Raw genomic sequence first — 23,123 nt, 5'->3', positions numbered from 1 at the left:
AGAGTATGATAAGCAAGAATCAGATTAAATTCGTACACCAACTTGAGTTGAAGAAGTTTCGCAAACAAGAGGGCCTTTTCATTGCCGAAGGTCATAAGGTTGTGGGCGACTTACTGAAAGCTGGCTATACCCCCAAGCAGCTGTTTGCTACTGCCGAATGGATAGCTGCCAACCCTGTTGCCGGTGCTATCGAGGTTACCAACGACGAGCTTACCAAACTCTCTCTGCAGCAACACCCCCAGCAGGTGCTCGCCCTCTTCCCCATACCTACCCACCAACACCAAGCACCTAACACCCCACACCTATCCATTCTGCTCGACAACGTCCAGGACCCCGGCAATCTGGGCACTATCATCCGTATTGCCGACTGGTTTGGCATCGATACCATCTATTGCAGCGAGGGTACTGTAGATGCCTGGAACCCCAAAGTGGTTCAGGCTACGATGGGTTCGATTGCCCGCGTACACCTTATATATATAGACACCATGCAACTGCTGGATTCGCTGCCCAAGGATTTCCCCGTTTACGGCACCTTCCTGGACGGCGAGAATATCTACACACAGGAGCTATCGCAAAAGGGACTGATCGTGATGGGCAACGAGGGTAATGGTATCAGCGATGCCGTGCGCGCACGTGTTACCCACAAGCTGCTGATTCCTGATTTCCATAAAGGTCCAACTGCCGATAGCCTGAATGTAGCCATCGCCACCGCTATCACCTGCTCCGAATTCCGCCGCAGGGGATAACAACCCAAAAACTTATTCGCGGTATGCTTTTTCGCCAATCGTCTCTTGCGAACCAAGAGTCATTTGGCGCAGGTCGTAATACGAGCCATTGTAGATATTAAAGTCAACATTACCTTTAATACCCGGCAATCGACCCACATCGGTATGCTGCCAGAATTTCCAAGGTCCTTGGTATTCCAGCGAATCCACATAGTAATGCGCTATCCAGTAAGGATACTGATCGAACACAGGATCAGAGAGATAGCGTGTCTTGAATTTAAAATAGGTATAGATAATAGGTTTCACCTGGTAGTGATTCTCCACCAAGTGCAACCAGCGTAGCACAGAGTATTTGAAGTCTTCATCACTCTGGTTCTTAGGTTTATGCTCCACGTCAAGCACAGGAGGCAAGTCGCCATTCTCCAGCTTAACGGTATTGATAAAATGATAAGCCTGCTCTTCAGCGGGCGTATGCACACTATAGAAGTGATAAGCCCCGCGGGTAAAACCATTCTCACGTGCCTGATAGAAATTCTCACGGAAGTTCTCGTCAGTACGTGTAGCCCCTTCAGTAGCTTTAATCATCACAAAGCGGATAGGACAGTGGTCTATCTGTCCGTTGTCCTTGAGCTCATCCCAGTTGATGCGCCCCTGATGATGACTGATGTCGATACCATGAATCTCGTAGCCCTCGGGATAGCTCACGTCGCCATAAAGGGCACGCCAGCGGAATCCGAACGGACCTACAAAGAAATAATAGAAAAAGTAAACGTATACCGCCACAACAGCACCGCCGCCTACCCAATACGCCCACCCGGGCATATGTTGTAGAATACGGACAAAGAATCCGGGCTTACGATGGCCACGTGGACCATGGTAAGTGCGGGTAGTACCTACCCCTTTTCTACGAACAACTCGGCGCTTTGGCATCAACGAAAAAGAAAAGGCACGAATTACACGAATTTACGCGAATAAATAAAATAATTCGTGATAATTCGCGTAATTCGCGCCTAATAAATTAATTACTTACCCTGCTCAAGAGCAAGTGTACGGGTTGGCTGATCGCAAACCTCTGTTGGACCCCAGTACTGGATTGGACCAGGATATACGTAAGCGGTTTCGCGAGCCCAACGATCACGCTGTGCAGCGAAGGTCTTGAAAGGAGCACCGTCGAGCTCAACGAGAGCCTTACGGATAACTGGCTTCATCTCACCAGCACGCTTCTCCATGTTCATCATCATTGTGATGGGCACACCACCAGCAATCCACTGCTCAGCAGGAGCTGTTGTGTTCTTAACGATAGCCATGTAACCGGTCTTGCCGTTAGCAATCAGCTGGGCAGCTGATGTACCAAGAGCGTAGCAGTAGTCGGCATCAAAGTTAGAAGGAGCAGCGCAACGTCCCTCGTAACCGAAGAAGTGGTGCTGAGCTGAGAACTTACCTGCGTACTTGCCTTCCTTCTTCATCTTCTCGAGCTTCTGAGCTACCATAGTAGAGAGCAGCTTCTCGGTCTCGATCAGTGATACCTGTACGTTTCCGTGTGGGTCGCGGTCGAGAGCCAGCTGACGAGCAACACCTGTAGGCAGGCTGTTGAATACAGCGAGGTTCTCGTCGGTCAGGTGAGCCTTAACGAAGTCGATCGACTCGTGACGATCCAGCTCCTTAGCCTCTGGCATAGCCAGAACGTCGTTCAGCTGAGCAATCAGCTTCTTGATAGCAGGAATGAACTCGATAACACCCTCAGGGATGATAACAGTACCGAAGTTGTTACCATCAGCAGCACGCTGGCAAACAGCGTTAGCGATGTATGTAACGATATCGTCGAGGCTCATACCCTTCTGCTCGATCTCCTCAGATACGAGGCAGATGTTTGGCTGAGTCTGCAGAGCGCACTCCAGGGCGATGTGAGATGCTGAGCGACCCATTACCTTAATGAAGTGCCAGTACTTACGTGCTGAGTTACAGTCGCGCTCGATGTTACCAATCAGCTCAGAGTATGTCTTACAAGCTGTATCGAAACCGAACGAAGTCTCAATCTGATCGTTCTTCAGGTCGCCGTCGATAGTCTTAGGACAACCGATTACCTGTACGCCGTAGTTCTTGGCAGCATAGTACTCAGCCAGTACACAAGCGTTAGTGTTAGAGTCGTCACCACCGATGATAACGATAGCCTTGATGTTCAGCTCGCGGATAATCTCGAGACCCTTCTCGAACTGGTCAACCTTCTCCAGCTTTGTACGACCAGAACCGATCATATCGAAACCACCAGTGTTACGATACTCGTCGATGATATCAGCTGTGAGCTCCATGTAGTTGTGATCTACCAGACCGCCAGGACCCAGGATGAAACCGAACAGACGGTTCTCAGGGTTCAGCTTCTTAATCTGATCGAAGAGACCAGTAATCACATTGTGACCGCCAGGAGCCTGACCGCCTGAGAGGATGATACCTACGTTCATCTTAGTGTTGTTAGCCTCGGTAGCGGGCTCAAACTCTACGATAGGCATACCGTAAGTGTTAGGGAAGAGCTTCTTGATCTCCTCCTGGTCGCCCACACTCTGTGTAGCGGCACCCTCCTTAACTTTTACTGCACCCTGAAGTGCCTTAGGCAACTTAGGCTGATAAGCGGCTCTCGCCATCTGCAATGCACTTTTTTCCATATTATTATTCCTTATAAATTAATGAGTAATTGTTTTCTGAGCCGCAAAATTAGTGAATTTTTGTAAGAAATACGAAAGAAATCGATGTATTTTTGGCATTTTAATATTTTTTTGGTGTAAAACACTTGTAATCTCAGATTTTTTTTCTAACTTTGCTTTATGAATATAACAAAACACCCCAAAAGGAGGGGATTTAAACGAAATAATTATGATGAACAAAAGAACACTTAAGAAAAGCATTAATGCAATCTGTGATGAGATTTTTGCTGAGGCTGTAGCGCTCTCTTTGTATGATAACGACAGAAACATGGAAAACGACGATGCCTTGATTCGTTCTGTAATCATGCTCCGTGCTAACTACATCAGTCGTATTTCACACCCAGAGCCAGGAATGGATGTACAGGCATATTATAAGGACCTGCGCGATAAGTTTACCGCTGAAGCACAGCAGATTGTTGATCAGCTTAACGCGTAATCCCTTGCTGCAATGCTAAAATCACTTTGCAGATGGATTCTGTACAAACGCATGGGGTGGCAGAAGGAGATTTCCGAAAACCACCCCGAAAAGTTCATTATCTGTTTAGCGCCCCACACCAGTAACTGGGACTTTTTGCTTGGGCAGCTTTACAGTAGAGCCGAGGGTATGAAGATTAACTTCCTGATGAAGAAGGAATGGTTCTTCTGGCCGCTTGGCCCTATCTTCCGTAGTATGGGCGGCATACCCGTATTCCGACAGAAAAAGATGAGCATGACCGACGCGATGGCCGATACAGCCAAGTCGGTTTCTCAGTTCAAACTTTGTATCACCCCCGAGGGCACCCGCAGCCGCGTTGACGAGTGGAAAAAAGGTTTCTACTTCATCGCACTTAAGGCCGGCATACCTATTTTATTATATGGGGTGGATTATGAACGCAAACTGATTCAGTGTACAAAAACCATCATTCCCACAGGCGACCTGGAGGCCGACATGCGGGAAATAAAATTATATTTTAAGGATTTCAAGGGCAAGAAGCCCGAGAACTTCTCGATAGGAGAGATAGGAGATATTACCAAACAATGAAACGTACAAGTATCATACTCGCGGCTGTGTTTGCCTTGCTTACTGCCATGCCCGCCGATGCGGCTCGGAAAGCTAAGGTTAAAACACCGCCCGACCCCTATAAATCGCTTAAGGATAAAATAGACCGATACTTTGTGAACTTTAAGAGCGATGAGCAACGCATACGCTCTACTTTCCACCTGAAGACTCTGGTGGTTAACGACTCGTTGCGCACTGTCGATATCAGCGCCAACAATAATCTTGGCGAACAGCTGTTTACCGACGACCTGGCCGAAACCATCTATCAGGAAGTGCAGCAGCTGCTGCCCGATTCGGTTCAGGATTACAATCTCACAATCACTACCGGTGGCTGGGATCTGCGCCAGCTGGTGCCAAACCGTTTGCGCCAGCACAAGGACAAAAGCCGCACCTGGGGCGACATCGATTATCACGGTCGTCCATGGGTTCGCAACGCCTCACTCCCCTACACCATCACCGAGGGTTTGCAAAACCGTCATATCTCGCTCTGGGCCAGTCATGGTCGCTATTTCAACGTCAAGGATAGCACATGGAAATGGCAGCGCCCCGCACTGTTTGGTACACGCGAGGACCTGTTTACACAAACCATCGTTACCCCCTACCTCATACCCATGCTGCAGAATGCAGGCGCCATTGTGTTCTCACCACGCGAACGCGACTGGCAGCGCAATGAGTTTATAGTGGATAACGATACCCCCGAAACAGGCTACACCGAGCACAACGGCGCCCATCAGTGGAGCAAGAGCAACACTAATGGTTTCGCCTGGCATTCAGGCAGTTATGAAGACTTCGAAAATCCGTTCACCGCTGGTACTTGTCGCCAGTCGGCCACTACCGACAACGTCAAGCGCCAGAGCGAAATTATCTGGAAACCCGCCATTACCGAGAGTGGTAATTACGCCGTATATGTGAGCTATCACACCACCGATAAGAGCATCGACGATGCCCACTATACCGTATGGCACCAAGGCATCCCCACCGAGTTCCGTGTGAACCAGACGATGGGCGAGAAAACATGGGTTTACCTGGGCACTTTTTATTTCGACCAAGGTCAGAGCACACGCAACTGCGTAACGCTCAGCAACCTGAGTCGCCACCACCACGGTGTGGTAACAGCCGATGCCGTACGTTTTGGCGGCGGTATGGGTAACATCGATCGTGGTCGCGGTGTGAGCGGACTGCCCCGCTGCCTCGAAGCCGCACGCTACTACGCCCAGTGGGCAGGCATGCCTTACGAGGTGTACAGCACCAAGGATGGCGAGGACGATTACGGCGACGACATCAACGTGCGCAGCTATATGACCAACCACCTGGCTGGCGGTTCTGTGTTTGTACCCGACACCACCGGCTTGAATGTGCCCATCGAACTCTCGTTGGCCATTCACAGCGATGCCGGTTACACCCGCGATGGCAAGAGCCACACAGGCACCCTGAGCGTGTGCACCACCTATCTTAACGACAGCATTCTCAACTCAGGTCTTACCCGCCTGGTATCACGCGACTTGGCCGACGAGTTGCTCTACTCAATCCCCGCAGATATCAAAAAGAAATACGGCAACTGGCCCACACGCGAACTCTACGATCGCAACTACAGCGAAACCCGTTGCCCCATGGTGCCCAGCGCCATTCTCGAAACCATGTCGCACCAGAACTTTGCCGACATGCGCATGGGTCAGGATCCTAACTTCCGTTTCGACCTGGCACGCAGCATCTATAAAACCCTGCTGCGCTACATCAGCGCCATGCACCACAAGAAATACGTGGTTCAGCCCTTGGCACCTGACCGTCTCTCGGCCGAACTTACCGGTCGTGGCGAGGCCAAAATCAGCTGGCACCCCGTTTACGACGAATATGAGCCCACCGCCAAGCCCACCGGCTATGTGGTTTACACAGCTACAGGTCGCAGCGGATTCGATAACGGTACCTATATCAAAGGTGGCACCGAAACATCTGTTACCATCCCTGTAGATCCCGAAAAGTTGTACTCGTTCCGCGTCACAGCCGTTAATGATGGCGGCGAGAGTTTCCCCAGCGAGGTGGTATCGGTATTCGATGTACCCGAGGCTCAGAAGTCGGTACTCATCGTCAACGGCTTTACCCGTTTGGCAGCCCCACAGGTGGTAGATAACACCGCCTCGCAAGGCTTCGACCTTGACACCGATGCCGGCGTTACCTATGGTCGCACAGCAGGATGGCTGGGCTATCAGATAGGTTGGGACAAGAGCAAGATGGGTAGCGAGCGCCGCGATGGCCTTGGCTACACCAACGACTCGCTGCAAGGCCAGTTTATCGCCGGCAACGATTTTGATTATATCCGCACCCATGCTGCAGCCATCGCCACCGCCCGCAAATACCGCGTGGCCAGCTGCTCGGTGGCTGCACTCGACAATAACGAGGTACACCCTCAGAATTATGAAATGATGGATGTGATTCTCGGTTTGCAACGCAAGGATGGCTACTCGCTGGTACCTTATCAGCTCATGTCGCCCATGCTGCGCGAACATATCCGCCTGTTTGCCAAGCGCGGCGGTTCGCTACTGGTTAGCGGCGCCTACCTGGGCAGCGACATGCAGGATCCCGTGGATCGCACATATCTGGCCGACATACTCAAGCTAACCTATCAGGGCCAGAATGCCGACTCGCTGCAGCGCGACTCTATCAACGGTCTCGGCCTGCAGTTCACCTTCCATCGCCAGCTGAACGAGCAGCACTATGCCGATCAGCATCCCGAAATCATCGAGCCTGTTTATCCCGCATTCTCGGCCATGAAGTATGCCGACGATTACAGCGCTTCGGTAGCCTATAACGGCACCGATTACAAGTCGTTCGCCATGGGATTCCCCTTCGAGTGCATCAAGGACGAGCCCAAGCGCAACAGCATTATGCGGGGCATTTTGCAATTCCTATTACAATCAAATAACCCATAAAAAATTATCTAAAAGTATGAAAATTCAATCTAATTCATCTGGAACCCGTAGTATCGAAGTAAGTGACGAACACCTGCAGACCATCGAGAAGTATCAGCTCTTCCGCGATCTGATCGACTCTAATGGCTACGTCGACGAACAGGTACTTGACAAATTGAAACTGAACATTCGCGCACTGCTCGAGGGCGATGCCGGCAAGGATAAAACCCTGCTCGACCTCTGTCTCGATGTCATCTATCATCCCAACATGAAGGCATTCGGCCTGCAGCAGCTTGTGCTATTATACATTAACTGGAAGCATCAAGACAACGATGGTCTGGGCATGACCACACGCGTTTTGCAGGGCACACCGTTTAATTGATGGCCGAAAAATTTGGAAAATAAGATTTGAAAGAGTACAGATTAACTGATTTTTTACCCACAACAAAAAAGGAGCTCGAACTCCGGGGATGGGATTACGTTGATGTAATCCTGTTCTCGGCCGATGCTTATGTTGATCACCCATCGTTTGGTGCCGCCGTGATTGGCCGCACACTCGAGGCCGCGGGGTTCCGTGTGGCCATCGTGCCACAGCCCGACTGGCATGGCGACTATCGCGACTTTAAGAAGTTAGGTCGCCCTCGCCTGTTCTTCGGTATCGCCCCAGGTTGTATGGACTCGATGGTAAACAAGTACACCGCCGCACGCCGCCTGCGCTCAGAAGATGCCTACAGCCCCGATGGTCGTCACGACATGCGTCCCGAGTACCCCACCATCGTATATGCCAAAATCCTCAAGGAGCTTTATCCCGATGTACCCGTAGTGCTGGGTGGTATCGAGGCCTCGCTGCGCCGCGTAAGTCATTACGACTACTGGAGCGACAGCCTCAAGAAATGCCTGCTGTGCTACTCGCCTGCCGATATGATTACCTACGGCATGGGCGAAAAGGTTACTATCGAACTGGCACGCCGCCTGGCTGCCGGCGAGAGCATACGTGATATTCGCGACCTGCCGCAAACCGTTTATCTCTCACGTAAGGAGGATATCATCGGTGGCATTACCGATCGCGACATCGTGCTGCACTCACACGAGGAATGCATGAAAAACAAGAAGGCTCAGGCCGAGAACTTCAAGAACGTCGAGGAGCAGTCGAACATGATGCACGCCCAGCGCCTGCTGCAGGGTGTGGATGGACGTTATGTGGTTATCAATCCACCTTACCCACCCATGACAACCGAGGAGCTCGACGCATCGTTCGATTTGCCTTACACGCGTCAGCCACATCCCAAGTACAAGGGTAAGCGCATTCCCGCTTACGAGATGATCAAGTTCTCCGTAAACATCCATCGCGGTTGTTTTGGCGGCTGTGCATTCTGTACTATTTCGGCCCACCAGGGCAAATTCATTACCTGCCGCTCAAAAGAGAGTATCCTGCGCGAGGTAAAACAAGTCATCGAGATGCCCGACTTTAAGGGTAACCTCAGCGACCTGGGTGGCCCATCGGCCAACATGTACGGCATGAGCGGACGTAATAAGAACGCCTGCGAAAAGTGCCGTCGCCCATCATGTATCCATCCGCAGATATGTCCTAACCTCAATACCGACCACTCAAAACTACTCGATATCTACCGCTCAGTAGATGCCCTTCCAGGCATCAAACATAGCTACATCGGCAGTGGTGTGCGTTATGATTTATTATTACATCGTAGCAAGGACGAGGCCAGCAATAAGGCCGCTATGGAGTACACCCGCGAGCTCATTACCCGCCACGTTTCGGGTCGACTCAAGGTAGCCCCTGAGCACACCAGTGATCGTGTACTCTACCTCATGCGCAAGCCCTCGTTCCAGCAGTTCTACGAGTTCAAGCGCATCTTCGATCGCATTAATCGCGAGGAGGGACTTCGCCAACAAATCATCCCCTACTTCATCTCCAGCCACCCAGGCTGCCAGGAAGAGGATATGGCCGAGCTGGCGGTGATTACCAAGAACCTCGACTTCCATCTGGAGCAGGTACAGGACTTTACCCCCACGCCACTCACCAATGCCACCGAAACCTGGTACACAGGCTACGATCCCTATACCCTGCAACCCGTGTTCAGCGCCAAAACACCAAAGGAGAAGTTGGCCCAGCGCCAGTTCTTCTTCTGGTACAAGCCCGAAGAGCGCCGTGGCATCGAGCAGTCGTTACGCCGCATCGGTCGTCCCGACTTGATTGCCAAGTTGTATAGCGGCATGCCACCACAAGGCGGTTATCGCCCTGCTTATGGCGGTGGCCCAAAGCCCGCTGGTAGCGGCAAGCCATCTGGCGGTGGCAAGCCTAAATCTTATAATCCAAATTTTAAAAATGAAAATTCTCGAGCAAAGCATCATAGCGAAAAGCCCCAGCAAGAAAAGCGAGGACGGAATCGTCGTAACTTCTGATTTTATTGCCGTTATCGACGGCAGCACGTCCAAAACCAAGCGTCGCCATTGCCCCCTTATGAGCAATGGCCGCTATGCTATGCAGCTCATCAGTCGTTATATCCGCAAGATGCCGGCCAACACCAGCAGCCATCAGTTCTGCGTTGGTGTTACCCGTGCGCTGCGCCGTCATTACTGGCTGCGTTTCCCCGTTGAGCGTATGCAGCAACATCCCGAGGAGCGCCTCTGCGCCTCGGCCATCATCTACAGTCGCCTGCGCCGCGAGGTTTGGATGGTAGGCGATTGCCAGTGTCTGATAGGTGGTAATTTCTTCGATAACCCTAAGCCCTACGAGCAGCCCCTGGCCGAGATGCGTGCTGCCAAAGTTAAGGAGTTGCTGGCCGCAGGTGTGCCACAAGCCGACCTACTGCAGCCCCACGACCCAGCCCGCGAAGTGATGATTCCTACCATGCTCGAAGTGATGAAAAATCAGAACATTACTTACGCCGTTATCGATGGTTTCCCTATCCCAGAGCAAAAGGTAAAAGTCATCCCGCTCGACTTCCAGAAATGGGAGATTGTGTTTGCCAGCGACGGCTATCCCCAACTGGCCCCAACGCTTAAGGAATCAGAATCGCTCCTGGCCCACCAGCGCGAAACCGATCCCCTAAACATCGGCCAATTCAAAGCCACAAAGGCCTTCGTACAAGGCAACAACTCCTTCGACGACCGCACCTACATCCGCTTCGAAGTGTAAGTTAAAGTGGTACAGATGGCAGATGGCAGTTTTATTTTTGCACCCTTGTCGCTAGCAGACCAGCAATAGTAAGATTTATAATATATAAGATTTTAATAATAATATAATATATATATTATATTATTATTAAATTTCAAAAAACGCTAGTAAGGTAGCATGCTCAAAATAAAAACTGCCATCTGCCATCTGTACCAAATTGCACTTTTTTTTCGAGCGTGCTTTTTTTTGTGTCTTTTTTGAAGAATAATTTGCAAAGCGCTTGAAAATTTCGTATCTTTGCACCGTCAAAACAAAGATAGCGATGATGCTCGCTCACGCGAAAAAAATATCTCCCACGTGCACTAAGGAAATTTTCTACGTGTGGCCGCAAAATCAACATCAGAGTGGAGACGTGAGACATTAAACATTAAACATTAAATTTTATTTACAACACAAACTAAACACTAAAAATTATGGCACTTAAAGTTAAAGCACAGGAAAAATTGCAGAAGATTGGCAAGTATGAGGGAACTTATCGTTACATCATGATGCCTGAGTTGTACACCTCGCTCAGTCAGGAGAAGGTGATTAAGGAGGCTGCTCTGCGCAGCGGAGTAAGTAAAGGCATTATGCAGGCCTGCTGGGATGCGGCTGGCGAGGTGATTAAGGCTTGGGCCACTGAGGGGCATAGCGTTGCGCTGCCAGGTTTGGGTACCATGCGATTTGGCATCCGCGCCAAGAGTGTAGCCAAGGTAGATGAGGTGAAAGCTGGACTGGTAACCAGTCGCCGCATTATCTTCACCCCAGCGGTGGATCTGAAGGAGGAGCTGGCTGGTACAGCTATCCAGATTACTTGCTACGACCGCGATGGTAAGGAGATTAAGCGTGTAACCTCGACAGACCCAGGTACGATTGAGGATCCCGACGAGCCAAGCAATGGCGGTGGCAATACCGGTGGAAACACTGGTGGCGGCAACCAAGGTGGTAATACCGGTGGCGGCGGAAATCATAACGAGCCGATTGGAGATTAAGGGGTAAGGCTTGGGGCTTAGACCCCAGCCTATCCATTAAAGATTCTTGCGTCCCTTCGGTAGCAAGCGCCACCCTTTGGGATGTCGAGCGAAACATAAAACATTAACCTATAACCATTAACAATTATGACAAAGAAAGAAACATTAAAGTTTATCGTACAGATGATTGCCAGTATCGCTACTGCGATTGTAACTGCCCTAGGTGCCACGAGTTGCATGGGCGCCATGTAGATAGCCAAGGACCTGCACTTGCGCGGCCCGCCACGCATACTGCAGCAGGCTCTATCATATCACCCTCAGGTTTCAAATCGAAGCCTGAGGGTATTTTGTATCAATAACGGCATATCATAACTTAATTTTTGAATATTTTCTTAAGTCGGACAGGTTTAGTCCAACCTATATTCTAATTTTGCCCCCAGAAATTTAAACTGAGTTTGTTTTTATTATAAATATAACCAATTATGACGTTAGATATTGTCTCAAAAGGTATTCCATACCTCCACATGGTTGTTGTAACTATCATGGTATTTGCTGGTGTCCCTAGAATATACACTTTCACATCATTGATCTGGATAGGATGTGCCATCATGGCAATACCTCTCACAGAAGAAGAAATTCACATAGAAATCCCAACCTTATGGCTATACAGACACCTGTTCGCTTGGGGAGCATGCTTCCTGGTTTCACAGAGTGTCTAATATAGGAATTCAGTTCGTGATGTAAAAAAAAGGAAGTAATTGCTTTGTAATTTCGAAAATTATCCCTATCTTTGCCAAATAACAACTAAAAATATAAAATTATGGATAATCCTTTTGATGCTAAAAACATTATTCGTATGGCTCAAGATAGTAAAGATGCTTTAATTGAGTTATATAAAAACTCTTCACCAGAAGAAAGAAATATGATTCTAAAGATTATTGGTGGAGTTGCGGGCACTGCTGCAAGTTTAACAGCTCTATTTCGTTATCTGAAAAGTTTATAGGATCTTCATATAAACAACATATTATTAGCAATGGCATTTAAACCAATTTGTAAAAAATGCATTCATGACTTTGGAGATGGATGTGAAGCGTTTAGAGATGAGTATATGCGAATCTATGACAAAGGTAGATGTGATGACTTTAATGATGGAACATGCCATACTATTTCTGTTGAATCTACTTATGGAGAAGATGAATAATCAAAAGAAGGGAACTAATCTATTAAGTTATGGCATTGTTCAGAATTACAGTTAAGCAGAAAGTCCGAACTAACGGCATTGTCCTTGATCCCGGTATGCAGGTCGAGGTTGCAACTCAATCCTTCAGTGATCCCGTTCACACGAATGGCGGTCAGGTAGTTGCTGACGCTTTCATGCGTATCTATGGAGTGGATATCAAGAAGGCTGGCACATTGATTTCTTCCAAAGATTCTGTCTCTACATTGTAGCAAAAGAATACCTTGTTTTGTGGCTCTTTGTAGTAAACCAGATGTTCTGCATCATTATCAACCGCTATCAAAAATTCACAAGAATCTGGTAGATTACGAATAAACTCTGTTGACACTTTCTGATAATCTTTCTTGCAAGAGAATAAGACTATTGCAGCAAAAGCTGTTACAGTAATGAAGGAAAATAACTGTTTCATAATTCGAATGTTTAATTGATATAGAATTGACGCCGCAAAGATACAAGAAGGGTGTGCCGTATTGAGACAGAGGTTAGTTCTTTCTTCTATTTCATCAGAAATTCATAGAGACCAATGTATTTTGAAAGTACGACGTTTCTTAACTCATTCTGTTGTTTAGCATCATCGTTAATGAGTTGAGACAGATATGCCCAGAAGGTTTTTCTATGGTGCATATACTTTAGGTGAGCCATCTCATGCAGGATAACCATATCCAAAAAATCTGTAGGAAAGATAACCAGCAAAGGCGACAGACTGATGATTTTAAAAGAATTACATTGCCCTAGGACTCCCTTTCTCAATTTCTTAACCCTGACACCTTTTGCTTTGATGTGCTTAATGGTCTCTATCTGATGGAATCGCTGTGGTAGTACCTCTTCTGCCCTAATGACAATCTGGTCTCGTATGTTGATACGCAACCAGCTCTGTAGTCTAAGGTTCTCAAACTGGGTGTTTTCTGAATACAGCAAATCAAGTCCGGAATGGTTATCGCGTAACATCATCATCATGAGGTTCTTTTGGGTTTGATACACCATCTTGCCCCTGCCTCCTTGCATAGCCTCCTGAACCAACACCTGATGATCAATCAGATACCACTTGATGCTGAAATAAGGAAATTGAAGCCTGAAGTTCGGGTTAATCCAGAACAGCGGTTCTATCTTTCTATCTGCCATACTTTATCTAATATTTTATCATATTCATGATAATCTCTACCTATCTGCAAGCCATAGAAACGAGTGCCTTTCTGATGCTCTTCTTCCATGATTTTTCTCACATGCTCTACTGGTGGCTCAAAGATGAAATCGCTGATGATCAGCATATCTGCCATCGCGTAGTTCTTAGTCTGTAGCATTCGGATACCAGCTCTCAGCATCTCATTGCCATCAGTTCCACCTGTATATCGATCTTTAAGAAAAGACTCCAATTTCTTCCATGCGCCAGGCTTTGCCAAGTCTATACTTTGGGCTCGCACAGAAAAGGAAATCAGAAAACAATTCCGTTTTTGTTTCTTTGCCATGAACAATAATTGTCTGAGCAGACAGGTGGCTAACTCCAAAGGTCGCCCATACATAGATCCGCTGGTGTCGATGCTCACTATGATAGGCCCCTTCTCCAAGCGCGGCTCCTTCTTCTTGGTTTGTTCCACCTTCATGATACGCTCCAACTTTGGCTTGTTGGCAAACTGTTGTAGTTGGCTCATGGCGTATTTATAATAAAACAGGCTTTCCGTATCGTGGGCTGCAAGGATTGCTGTCTCAATGGGTAATAAGTGTTGCAGGTTGTTACCATTAGTGATTTCTTCAACTTCTACGGCAGGAGTTGGAGGCGAAGGCAATAAGGGGAGGTATCTTCTGATGGTTTCATCTTTCTCATCCTCTCTTTGTGGTTTTTCCCTGCCTATCATATTAACTATCTCTACCATCTGAGGATAACTATAGAACATCTTCTGTATTTTCTTCCTCTCTTTATAGTCTGTATTCCCATGCTCCCGAATGTTCTGTTCCCAGTAAGTTTTGTTTTTTTCGATACAGGCAGCTTCATATTCTTTTAGCTGATTGTCACAGGCAGTATCCCAATCCTTTATCAGCGGTCCAAACACTGATTCAGGCGCCGACTCCTTGAATTGCTGCACATATCCATCGATATTCACTTCTTCCGGCTTATATTGTTGCTTGATGGTGCCATATACCTTGGACCACAATTCCCTTTTCTTCTCAATGCCCCCTAAGGAGAAAACTCTGATAAGCGTCTTCTCTTCCTGATATTGTTTCTTAGCAGGTTCGAAGAGTTTCAGCATCGCCTCAATAAACTTCAGGATTTCCTCTTTCATAATATCCTTCCATAGGGGATCCTGACTCTCCAACTGAGGGTTCTCGTTGATAGCCTGTTGCATAAAACCACCAAGCAAATCATTCGGCGGCACTGCATCTGGCATCCTGCCTCTATCCATATAGAAGTCGAATGCTTCATCATAAGCACTCAGTCTTTGGGATATATCCTCATCTTTCGTCATAACAGCATACTGGCGTTTTGAGCTTTAACCTCCATTTCTTTCAGGTTCTTTTCGCATAGGGCGAGATATTTTGACACGATATTTATGTCATCATCGGATAGGAAAAGGTTTCGATAATAATTAAACAACCTTTGCAAGTCAGACAACTTTGTAAAGAGGCTATTTCTAATCTCTTCAAGTGCTGCTAATGCCTTGTTGGGACTTGGGCTTCCAGGCATGTTGAAAATCGACGGCTCCGCATTAGTCTTTTTGGTCTGGAATGCGTAAGGAACATTGTCAATGATGATTCCACCATGACATTTGGAGAGTTTGATCCTTTTCGTCTCCTTCGTGTTCTTGATTTTATAATCGTATAATTCTCCTGTATAAATAGCGTGAATGATATATGATTTCTTGGCATCATCATAGTAGATGACTCCATCACAGGTTTTCCCTGAGGGCACATGGCTATAATCCATCTTATAGAACAAGGTCTTTCCTGCCTGATACTTCAAGACATTATAATAGAAGAAGTTGACGAGTACATATTTGTCCTCATCAGAGTTTGTCTCATTTGAAGTCGTCTGAGCTTTTCTCACATTTTTGAGTTCCATATCGATTGCCTTTCCCAGCTTGACTATCCGTTCGTCTATGGGGGCTGTCAGACTGGAGCAAACCGCATCAATGATGGTGGGGATGACATCCGACTTGTTCCACAGACAATGAATCAGAATGGGAATGTCAGTCAGATCTACGCATCTGCGCCCATTCATGAATGCTGAGGCCTGCAGCAGATGAACACATTTCTTCCATCTGCGATCCGAAATATAAAAGTCCATTTCTTCTACATCTTCTTTCTTGGCTTCAGCTTTAAGCTTCTTCCTGATATGGGTAATGACAGCGCACACCTCGTTGGTGATTTCCACCTCTTCAATCTTCTGCTGCCATTCCTCATACTGCGTCTCTGTGATCAACAGGTATTCTGGAATAGTCTTGGGTTTGGTGTTCTTCTGACGAATCATCTTATAGAATACATTCTCGCTCTGAATACAGTTGGACACCATTCTCACCAAGAAACGATCCCATAAGGCTTCAAGTCCCTCATTCTCTGCAGGCAACTCATTACTGGCTGCAATCAGAGCCTTCATAGGCAATTGCAGGGTGGTGCGTCCGTTCTGGTAGATACGCTCATTGATGGCTGTCAGCAGAGCGTTTTGAATGGAGGGGCCAGCTTTCCATATCTCATCGAGGAATACTACGGTAGCTGTAGGCAGGAAACCATCAACGACTCGTTCATACCTGTCTTCACTTTTCAGGAGTGAGATAGACACAGGACCAAATATCTCGTCTGGTGTACTGAATCTAGACATCAGATACTCGAATGACCGCCCATCCTTGAAAATCATTTTCAACCTTCGTGCCACAAGACTCTTGGCTGTACCTGGAGGCCCCAGCAGGAAAATGCTCTCACCTGCCATAGCACTCAGCAGCGACATCGCCAGGATGTGCTCTTTTTCATACACTCCCTCTCCCATAGCCTTTAACAGTTCCCTTACATGCTGATCTATATCCATTTTCATTTCTTCTCCATTATTTTCCCCGCAAAGATATTACTAAAAACCTATTTTCCTGGTTTGTTTTGTTTCGAGACGCTCGTTATCACAGTAGGTCATAAGACTTTCGATGTTGTTTGTCTTATCACCATAAAGGATGTTACTGATGGCATAATGGCGCGCGATATTCTCTATCTGGCCTCCACTGAATTCGTATTTCTCTGCCAGTGTCTTGATGTCATTTTCTGAGAGCGCTGGAATCATCTCATGCCAGATGTGCATGCGAGCCTCCAAGGTGGGTTTCTCGAACTTAATCTTATAGAGGAATCGGCGTTCGAAAGCTTTGTCCATGTTTTGAGCCAAGTTGGTGGTTGCAATCATAATGCCATCAAGGTTCTCCATCTCCTGGAGGATGATGTTCTGGATGGAGTTCTCCATTTTGTCAACAGCACTCGATGCCCCGTTCTTGCGGATGCCAATAATAGCGTCGGCCTCGTTGAAAAGCAGGATGGGCGTCACCTTGGCTCGTTTCACCTGTTCGCGATAGCGGTCAAAGAGCGCCTTTACGTTCTTCTCGCTCTGACCTACCCACATACTCTTTAGTTGGGGCACATCCACCACCATAATGTTACGTCCCGTCTTTCGCGCCAACTGATAAACAGTCTCCGTCTTACCTGTACCAGGTGAGCCATAAAACAGACAGGCAAAACCATTTCGGAATCCCTTTTCCTTCATGCGATTCTGAATTTTCTGATAATTCTCTGACTGCAAGAAACTGCCCAATTCATCTACCTGTCGCTGTATGTCCTTGGGGAAGTACAGTTGCTTCTCTGCCAGACTGCTATAGTCTAGCTGATCAGCCAACTTCTCTTCTGTTTCACAAATACTCATCTCAGCCAGCAGCGAGCGCTTGGCACTATCCGTAAGCTTATACTTGGTAACATCAGCTAGTCCATCTACACATCTATGTTCAATCACTTTTTTCGTTTGCAACCTGTGCTCGCCCCTTCTAAGCTTTGCCTTTGCTGCATTAAAATCTCCTTTATTGTCAAACAGATCCTCAATCTGGTTGAAACGGATATCATCGTCGTCATCATTTAGCAGCTTATGACAGAAGAAAGACGTCATCATCTGATCGTTAGGACTAAGATTGAGTTCCTGCAGGTGTTTCACAAAGCCCACTTGAGGATTGTCGTGATAGAGTGTTTGCAACTCCTCGCAGAGTTCGTGCGCAGAGATTGCTCCGTCACTCAAATCCTCAAACCACAGTTCAAGCAGTTCGAACATCGCAGAACAGTCCAGCCCCTTACGTTCGGGAATCTGATACACCTCATTATGCTTCAGACTACGTATCACCACTGTGGGAATGTCGAAGTCGTCTTCATCTCTCACATCCCTAAAGCGCAGCAGTCTGCGACGCACAAGTGCATCGATATCACTGGCATAACTCAATACGCTGATTTTATGCATATCCAGATGATTTGCCAAATCGTTATAATCTACACGACAAGGGCCTTTCTCCATACAAATACAGAATAGTATAGCCTGGCGCTCCGTGATGCCATAACTCTTGGCCAGCAATTGTATCTCTGTTTTTGCCTTCTTAATAAACTCCTTGCTCATCTTTGAGTCCTCAGACAATTCTACCACACGCTCAATAGCCTGCAGTAGCGTCATATCCTTACTTTTTATTCTTGTTGCCATATACTTTATGAATTAACGCAGTTTTGGTTTCTTTTACTTCGATTTCAAGATTTGGGAATGCCTGGCGCAGCGCATAAAGCAAGGGCTCCACTCTGTTGGCCTCAGCATGCAGCACAATACATTCTGGATCGTCGGCGTTCATTGTTAGCAGATTACCGTCGTAATAATGAGAACCAACAAGCGTCTTCATCAGGATGTTCATCGAGATATAAAGGCCAAGTTCGTTTGCAGGCTCACCATATTTCTGGGCAAGCTCATCTACGAGTGTCTTTACGGCTACGAGTTCCTCAGCAGAGCCACGCAGAAAATAGTCGGCCTCATGCGGATCTTCCTCTTCTGGCACGTATTCATATTTCTTACCAGCCAATTTAAAATATCTTCTGGCTTTCACCGGATTTCTGAAGATACCATTTTCCTCGTCACCTTTATCATACATCTGGCCAAGCTTCAAGGCAGCACTCTTACTACCATTATTACAAAGTTCTTGAAGAATTGCTGGGTCATGAATAGGATTGATAACATCGACATCAGGACTCTCAATGGCAATGAGAATCTCTCTGCGAATCCACCACACGGCATAGGAGATGAACTTGAAACCACGACTTGCATCAAATTTCAAAGCGGCTTTCTCCAGTCCAGCGCGACCAGCCTTTATCAACTCTTCAATCGAAAGGCCTCTGTTTTGATACTGTCTGGCAACACTCAACACAAAACGCTCGTTGCATTTAACCATCTTTTTCATCTCGTCGCAGTCAGCACCCTTTTGCTGTATAGCCTTTGACAACTCAATTTCCTCTTCGATACTAAGAAGTGGAGCCTTACAAATCTCAATTAAATACTTTTCTAATTTTTCACCCATAACTTTTCTATTTTTAAATGTTATGACTTAATAATAGGCACATAAAAGAAAAAATTCAAAAAAGCACGAAACTTTTTTGAATCTTTCCTGTATTTTGCAATAAAAACGGCATCCCAAGACCTTTCTACTACAGGATTAGAAGGATGCCAGCCAGCCTCCGGTTTCAAAAGAAACTTTCCACAGCTGGTTCTTGTTTGATGTGTTATGATTTCATTTCCACATTCAAATTCTCGTAACACTGGCGCAAAGCATAATAAAGCGGCCCAGGATTGTTTGACTCTGTATGCAAGACGAGCGTATTGACGTCCTTCTGTTCCATACTCAAAACATTTCCGCGATAGGCTTCATCGTTCGAACCCACTAACAGTTTCATAAGCGGCTGCAAGGGAACAAACATTCCGCACTCATTGTCGGGCGTACCAAAACGCTGGCACAGATTGTTGATTGTATCGCAAATACCTTTCAATGTCTCCGCATTGCCTTTCAAAGTATAGTCTGTCTCAACGGGCGAATCCTCAGTATCGTCTTCTGCAGGATTATATTGCTCACCAATTTTCTCATAATACTCTTTTGCTAAACTGCGGTTGATGTAGATGCCATTGCTTTCGTCGCCATAGCGATAGGTCTCTGCCAGTTCAGCCATCGCATCTTTTTCATTTCCTTCATCAGCCAGACGGTGGAGAATCATCGTGTAGTTCTGCTCAGTGCAACAACGAATGATATTGACGGCCTTGAACAGTTCTCTGCGATCCGTCATTTGCCAATCTTCGCAAAGATCCGTCAGCATCCGAAGTGCCTCCACATCGTTACGTCGGAAGAGCGTCTTGCCATCTATCTTTTCTGCGTGAGTAAATGTACACGGTTCGCCAGTATCTTCATCAGTAAACTCCTCGTCCCATGTAGTGTACAGGTTCTCCATACCCACCAACAGCAGAGTGATGGCTCTAGGGTCATTCTTCTTGGCAAGCGGACGCAGCCATTGTTCGTCCTCTGGCTGAAGCAGACTAAAGCGCTGTTCGAAATACGCGCTCCAGAACAAGGCTTCAATGAGGTCGAATTGACTGTTCCAGTCTCCCTGACGAGTTTTGCTAAGCAATTCTTTAAACTCTTCTACGGAACAGTTTCGTAAAGTCATGATGCGAGCCTCCTCTTCGTCGATTATTTCCACCTGCACCAATTTGCCATTTTCAGAGATGTATTCTTTGTAGAGTTCCCCATTTACAGAGACCTGTTCGCGCATCTCGATGTCTGGAAAGGATGCTAGTACACCTTCAACAACACGCTGTACGATGCCGCTGGCTTCTCCATACAACTCTGCTATTCCAATGCCAGAACAACTGCCATCGTCAGCATCAAATAATTCGAACTCCAAATCGCAGTTCTTTTCCTTCACAAGTTCTGCTGCACGTGCAGCCATTTTCTCTGCGTCTCCGCGCCGCTTAGTCGTCAGACTAATAGTTATACTGTTGCTCATAATTATTTTTCTTTTTTATCTTCGATTGCCTGAATAATGCTCTGGCGAATCCACCAGACGGCATAGGCGATGAACTTGAAGCCGCGAGAGGCATCATACTTCATAGCAGCCTTTTTCAGTCCTTCATTTCCTGCCTCTATCAGTTCCTCGAGTGTCAGCCCTTGCTTTTGATATTGTGCGGCCACACTGATGACGAATCGACTATTGCACTTTACCAGTCGTTCCGCTTCTTCACAGTCGGACCCTTTCTCCTGTATAGCCTTACTCAATGCCACCTCTTCTTCCAGAGTCAGCAAATCCGTACGACCAATTTCCACAAGATATTCATCTAATCTTTGGCTTTCTAAGTATTTTAGCACACTCTCCCAATCAGGAAATTTCTCCGAACCAAACTCTATCCATTCGCCACTGAACTCACTCGTTCCGTTCTTCCCTCGGTCATCTATCAGATAGTCACCCAGACAGAGGTCCTTGCGGTGGGTGATGATCATCTTCTTATGGAACACGTCATCAAGGTACTTCGTCACCCACTCCACCTTGTCCGACCAAGCCGAAGGGTTCTTCCAAGGTGCCGTAGAGAGGATGAACAGGTCGTAACGTTTCTGCAGTTCATGCACAGCCTCAATGGCACCTGGCATCGGCTTCATCTTGGCGAACAAGCCTGGAATCTCATCCAAACGGCCTGTATATTCTGCCTTAACATCCTCACTCACTTGGTCAAGTCCCGACTGGAAGTCCACCAGCACATTGTCCATGTCAATAAATACTCGCTTCATATTTCTTCTTTTTATTGGTTTGTGAAGATAATATAGTAACATTCGGAGAAAAATTCAAAAATCAGGGCAACTTTTTTTTATTCGTTCTATCATTGCCTTAACATTTACTTCCATATCTTTCTTGATAACATCGTAGGCTTTAGATTCTGCATTGTCGCCTCCTGGACAATAAACTCCGTCAACAATGAATTTTGTATCATTTGATTTATTCCGTTCTTCCCATCCATAAAGATGTTCAGAATGAAACTTATTTTCATCAATAATAATTCCAATTTCACTGCCATCCTCAGTTTGAACTTTCTTCGTCAGAGGATATAATAGTCCTCCAATAACAACATGTCCTAAATGATGTTCCACATAATTAATATAAGTATGTATTTGAAAGAAGTCAGAACGATCAACATCATACCCTTTACCCACATTGGCTCTCATGCGTTTATATTTGGCATCGAAGACCATATACTCTTTCTCTCCCCGTCTATTCTGTCTTGTAAGAATAATGTCTGGAATTATATCTCGTGAATAGAATTTGCCTTTATATATTCTATAGCGACATTCTTCAACCGAGAGAACTCGCCAACCATCATCGGAAAAGCCTTCACCTAACTTCTTACGCAGAAAGGATTCCCATATTTCAGCCATATCAATAAATATACACTGTGTCTGATTGTCTGACGATTTGTAGCCTAGCTGAGTATTGCGAATGACATCCCACGAAAAGTCTACCAAAGGTTTCCAGTTTACGTAGATGCTATTATAACGAATCCGCTTATACTCTACCTCTGTCAAATTGAATGCCGTTCCTTTGTATTGGCTGTTCAATGCATTAATGGTATCTTGTACTGTCGGGGGCATAGAAAAAGCAAAGTTGGGCTGACTTTTATTCGTGCGTCTTCCCAATTTATTCTCAATAACATTCTTTGAAAGAATCCGGTGTGCCTCATAAACAATACGGCAAATATTGTCGTCATAAGTCTTTTCATAGATATTCGTGCAGACTTCTTTTTGTGTTAACCAAGGCATGATAGTTCCTCTTATATCCAATACACCTCGTAAAGCAACACCTTGATATTCTCTTTTTACATTTTTGCGTGGAAGACCATATCTGTTGGCTCTTGCACATTTGTCAACCCACATCCTCCTACGTAGAATGTTCAGCAGAGAACAGAACCATTCAGACGATTGAGGACTAACATCACCATCATGAGAGCCCACTCTAATATTGTAGAGGTCTTCAAGAATAGTCAATAAGTATTTCTCGCCAAAACGCGGACGAATAGAAACTTCAGCTTGAAAAGACGTATTAACGGAAATTTTAGCCAATCCTATGTATCTTCCAGCCCACCATCTCGTCTGAACAGTTGCTTGTTCGTCATTGTCATAACGAAAGTGCACAGTCTGCAGTGAAACGATTTTGTCATCATCGTCCTCACTCACTTCATTCGTATTTTCAAAATACTCACAAAGCTTTCTTATGGCTTCATCTGCCTTTCTTTTATCTGATTCTTTCCAGTCTTTCCAACTGTCGAACGGAAGACAGTCTCTTGCTTCAATTGGTTTCATC

At 46.5% G+C, this 23,123-nt stretch carries 22 protein-coding genes and 2 pseudogenes; 12 read left to right on the top strand and 12 right to left on the bottom strand.

Going from position 1 to position 23,123, the window contains the following annotated elements:
- Window positions 1-5 precede the first annotated feature (5 nt).
- Window positions 6-746: a TrmH family RNA methyltransferase gene (locus BLR73_RS00820; RefSeq protein ID WP_091857999.1), complete on the top strand. Its 741-nt coding sequence runs from the start codon at window positions 6-8 to the stop codon at window positions 744-746.
- Window positions 747-758: 12 nt separating this feature from the next.
- Here the strand turns inward: BLR73_RS00820 and BLR73_RS00815 are convergent, their stop codons facing one another.
- Window positions 759-1,655 carry a glycoside hydrolase family 25 protein gene (locus BLR73_RS00815; RefSeq protein ID WP_033149316.1) on the bottom strand — a complete coding sequence of 299 codons (897 nt, stop codon included), beginning with the start codon at window positions 1,653-1,655 and terminating at the stop codon, window positions 759-761.
- A 92-nt stretch (window positions 1,656-1,747) separates the two neighbouring features.
- Window positions 1,748-3,385: a diphosphate--fructose-6-phosphate 1-phosphotransferase gene (locus BLR73_RS00810; protein ID WP_033149315.1), complete on the bottom strand. Its 1,638-nt coding sequence runs from the start codon at window positions 3,383-3,385 to the stop codon at window positions 1,748-1,750.
- Between the two features lie 208 nt (window positions 3,386-3,593).
- On the opposite strand from BLR73_RS00810, the gene BLR73_RS00805 reads away from it, so the two are divergent.
- The 11 genes from BLR73_RS00805 (at window position 3,594) to BLR73_RS14495 (ending at window position 12,964) form a co-directional block, all read left to right on the top strand.
- Window positions 3,594-3,860, top strand: a complete 267-nt coding sequence (locus BLR73_RS00805) for a hypothetical protein (protein WP_013064756.1) — start codon at window positions 3,594-3,596, stop codon at window positions 3,858-3,860.
- Window positions 3,861-3,872: 12 nt separating this feature from the next.
- A complete protein-coding gene (locus BLR73_RS00800; protein ID WP_013065719.1) occupies window positions 3,873-4,445 on the top strand; it encodes a 1-acyl-sn-glycerol-3-phosphate acyltransferase in 573 nt (190 codons plus the stop codon).
- Window positions 4,442-7,390 carry a golvesin C-terminal-like domain-containing protein gene (locus BLR73_RS00795; RefSeq protein ID WP_091857996.1) on the top strand — a complete coding sequence of 983 codons (2,949 nt, stop codon included), beginning with the start codon at window positions 4,442-4,444 and terminating at the stop codon, window positions 7,388-7,390. Before BLR73_RS00800 ends, BLR73_RS00795 begins: the two co-directional genes overlap by 4 nt.
- A 16-nt stretch (window positions 7,391-7,406) precedes the next feature.
- Window positions 7,407-7,751 (top strand): hypothetical protein, encoded by a 345-nt coding sequence (locus BLR73_RS00790; RefSeq protein WP_013064219.1) that lies wholly within the window; start codon window positions 7,407-7,409, stop codon window positions 7,749-7,751.
- A 26-nt stretch (window positions 7,752-7,777) separates the two neighbouring features.
- A complete protein-coding gene (locus tag BLR73_RS00785) occupies window positions 7,778-9,790 on the top strand; it encodes a YgiQ family radical SAM protein (protein ID WP_091857992.1) in 2,013 nt (670 codons plus the stop codon).
- Complete coding sequence (locus tag BLR73_RS00780) at window positions 9,714-10,526, top strand: hypothetical protein (RefSeq protein WP_091857989.1); 813 nt, start codon at window positions 9,714-9,716, stop codon at window positions 10,524-10,526. Before BLR73_RS00785 ends, BLR73_RS00780 begins: the two co-directional genes overlap by 77 nt.
- 452 nt (window positions 10,527-10,978) lie before the next feature.
- A complete protein-coding gene (locus BLR73_RS00775; protein WP_091857986.1) occupies window positions 10,979-11,536 on the top strand; it encodes an HU family DNA-binding protein in 558 nt (185 codons plus the stop codon).
- A 126-nt stretch (window positions 11,537-11,662) separates the two neighbouring features.
- A complete protein-coding gene (locus BLR73_RS14260; protein WP_157054458.1) occupies window positions 11,663-11,767 on the top strand; it encodes a smalltalk protein in 105 nt (34 codons plus the stop codon).
- Between the two features lie 568 nt (window positions 11,768-12,335).
- Window positions 12,336-12,518 carry a hypothetical protein gene (locus tag BLR73_RS00765; RefSeq protein ID WP_091857978.1) on the top strand — a complete coding sequence of 61 codons (183 nt, stop codon included), beginning with the start codon at window positions 12,336-12,338 and terminating at the stop codon, window positions 12,516-12,518.
- Window positions 12,519-12,548: 30 nt separating this feature from the next.
- A complete protein-coding gene (locus BLR73_RS14255) occupies window positions 12,549-12,716 on the top strand; it encodes a hypothetical protein (RefSeq protein WP_176763580.1) in 168 nt (55 codons plus the stop codon).
- Window positions 12,717-12,745: 29 nt separating this feature from the next.
- Window positions 12,746-12,964: a DUF6140 family protein gene (locus tag BLR73_RS14495; RefSeq protein ID WP_091857973.1), complete on the top strand. Its 219-nt coding sequence runs from the start codon at window positions 12,746-12,748 to the stop codon at window positions 12,962-12,964.
- On the opposite strand, the gene BLR73_RS14250 is transcribed toward BLR73_RS14495, so the two are convergent.
- From BLR73_RS14250 to BLR73_RS00715, 10 genes and pseudogenes are all read right to left on the bottom strand, one after another.
- Complete coding sequence (locus tag BLR73_RS14250; protein ID WP_176763579.1) at window positions 12,898-13,161, bottom strand: hypothetical protein; 264 nt, start codon at window positions 13,159-13,161, stop codon at window positions 12,898-12,900. The two genes, BLR73_RS14495 and BLR73_RS14250, sit on opposite strands and share 67 nt — an antisense overlap.
- Window positions 13,162-13,247: 86 nt before the next feature.
- Window positions 13,248-13,874, bottom strand: a complete 627-nt coding sequence (locus BLR73_RS00750; RefSeq protein ID WP_091857968.1) for a M48 metallopeptidase family protein — start codon at window positions 13,872-13,874, stop codon at window positions 13,248-13,250.
- Window positions 13,856-15,214 carry a vWA domain-containing protein gene (locus BLR73_RS00745; RefSeq protein ID WP_091857967.1) on the bottom strand — a complete coding sequence of 453 codons (1,359 nt, stop codon included), beginning with the start codon at window positions 15,212-15,214 and terminating at the stop codon, window positions 13,856-13,858. The genes BLR73_RS00750 and BLR73_RS00745 overlap by 19 nt, the downstream gene beginning before the upstream one ends.
- Entirely contained in the window at window positions 15,211-16,767 is a 1,557-nt protein-coding gene (locus tag BLR73_RS00740; protein ID WP_176763578.1) for an AAA family ATPase, read from the bottom strand. The genes BLR73_RS00745 and BLR73_RS00740 overlap by 4 nt, the downstream gene beginning before the upstream one ends.
- Before the next feature lie 39 nt (window positions 16,768-16,806).
- Window positions 16,807-18,450, bottom strand: a complete 1,644-nt coding sequence (locus tag BLR73_RS00735) for an ATP-binding protein (RefSeq protein WP_091857959.1) — start codon at window positions 18,448-18,450, stop codon at window positions 16,807-16,809.
- Window positions 18,428-19,309 carry a sigma factor gene (locus tag BLR73_RS00730; RefSeq protein WP_091857956.1) on the bottom strand — a complete coding sequence of 294 codons (882 nt, stop codon included), beginning with the start codon at window positions 19,307-19,309 and terminating at the stop codon, window positions 18,428-18,430. The genes BLR73_RS00735 and BLR73_RS00730 overlap by 23 nt, the downstream gene beginning before the upstream one ends.
- A 202-nt stretch (window positions 19,310-19,511) precedes the next feature.
- A complete protein-coding gene (locus BLR73_RS00725) occupies window positions 19,512-20,783 on the bottom strand; it encodes a hypothetical protein (RefSeq protein WP_091857953.1) in 1,272 nt (423 codons plus the stop codon).
- Between the two features lie 14 nt (window positions 20,784-20,797).
- Window positions 20,798-21,142, bottom strand: a pseudogene (locus tag BLR73_RS14665) (sigma-70 family RNA polymerase sigma factor); the annotation flags it as partial.
- 36 nt (window positions 21,143-21,178) lie between these two features.
- Window positions 21,179-21,538: pseudogene (locus BLR73_RS14660) on the bottom strand (2-C-methyl-D-erythritol 4-phosphate cytidylyltransferase); the annotation flags it as partial.
- A gap of 75 nt (window positions 21,539-21,613) precedes the next feature.
- Window positions 21,614-23,122, bottom strand: a complete 1,509-nt coding sequence (locus tag BLR73_RS00715; protein WP_091857950.1) for a 5-methylcytosine restriction system specificity protein McrC — start codon at window positions 23,120-23,122, stop codon at window positions 21,614-21,616.
- Window position 23,123 lies beyond the last annotated feature (1 nt).

It is taken from the genome of Prevotella sp. khp1 (assembly GCF_900102205.1).
Lineage (GTDB): Bacteria > Bacteroidota > Bacteroidia > Bacteroidales > Bacteroidaceae > Prevotella > Prevotella ruminicola.
This window is presented reverse-complemented; position numbering and strand designations above follow the sequence as displayed.